The sequence below is a fragment of the Bradyrhizobium sp. 142 genome (assembly GCF_023074015.1).
Classification (GTDB): Bacteria; Pseudomonadota; Alphaproteobacteria; order Rhizobiales; family Xanthobacteraceae; genus Bradyrhizobium.
The window spans coordinates 1-837 of the sequence record NZ_JADPKQ010000309.1; the positions used below are offsets into that span (position 1 = coordinate 1).

Here is an 837-nt window from a genome sequence, read left to right on the forward strand (position 1 = left end):
CGGATACGTCCGTTGTTCACGCAAGAGCGTGTGGCGACGAATGCAGGCCTGTTCCTGGAAGGTCTGCTCGGAGATGAGCAGCGCAAGACCGGCTGGATGCGCGCGGAGGCGGCTGGCGATCCTGGCCCATGGCGGCAGCAGGCGATTCTGGGTCGTGGAGATTGGGACGCTGATGCCCTGCGCGATATCGTGCGCGACTATGTCATCGAGCATTTGGCGGATGACGATGCGGTGCTGGTGATCGACGAGACCGGCTTTCTCAAGCAGGGCAAAGCGTCATGCGGAGTGGCACGGCAATACACTGGTTCGGCAGGGAAGATTACGAACTGCCAGATCGGCGTCTTCGCTACCTACGTTTCGCGTCATGGTCATGCGTTCATCGATCGCGCGTTGTATCTTCCGAAGGAATGGACCGACGATCCAGATCGTCTGGAAGCCGCATACGTGCCTGCCGATGTCGGCTTTGCGACCAAACCAAAGCTTGCGACGAGAATGATCGCACGTGCGATAGCCGCGTCTGTACCATTCAAGTGGGTTGCCGGTGATACGGTCTACGGTGTTGGCGACATCGAACAGCAACTACGTCGGGCAGGCAAAGGCTACGTGCTTGGGGTCAGCAGCGCTCATGTGTTTCGATCCTGGGGCAAGCGACCGCCGGTCGCCGGTACGGCCGCGGACCTCGCCCGGACGCGGCGCCCGTCCGACTGGAAGCGCCTGTCGGCGGGAGCCGGAACCAAAGGACCGCGGCTGCACGACTGGTGTTATCTCGAATTGGCCGACCTCGAGGCCGAGCAGTTCAACAGCGCAAATGATGGTTTATGGACGCGCGGTCTACTG

At 61.2% G+C, this 837-nt stretch carries 1 protein-coding gene; it reads left to right on the top strand.

Translation table 11 applies throughout. From position 1 onward, the window contains the following. Positions 1–837 (top strand): IS701 family transposase (locus tag IVA82_RS49105; protein ID WP_247493653.1); only part of this gene is annotated, 837 nt, incomplete at both ends.